Origin of the sequence: Brevibacterium sp. SIMBA_078, assembly GCF_046534565.1 — a bacterium.
In the GTDB taxonomy this organism is placed as follows: Bacteria; Actinomycetota; Actinomycetes; order Actinomycetales; family Brevibacteriaceae; genus Brevibacterium.
In genome coordinates, this window is record NZ_JAWRYQ010000288.1 from 1 (window position 1) to 265 (window position 265).

A 265-nucleotide genomic window follows, 5' to 3' on the forward strand; every position below is an offset into this window, starting at 1 on the left:
TTTTCATACATGATAAAAATCATAACAGATAGTTCTGCGGACTTACCTGTTCATTACATAGAACAATATGACATTGAAGTAATCCCAATCATCGTATCATTAGATGGTAAAGATTACCGAGAAAAAGTTGATATTTCATCAGAGGAGTTTTTAGAAAAAATGATTCATTCGAATAAACTTCCAAAGACTTCCCAACCTTCACCTGCCACTTATGCGAATTGCTTTGCTAAATTTGATAAAGAGACTGATATTTTATGTTTAACAG

The 265-nt window shown here is 31.7% G+C and carries 1 protein-coding gene; it reads left to right on the top strand.

Annotated features, from left to right (window positions below; translation table 11 throughout):
- On the top strand, positions 1 to 265 hold a 265-nt coding region (locus tag SB749_RS19760), incomplete at both ends, for a DegV family protein (RefSeq protein ID WP_410711805.1).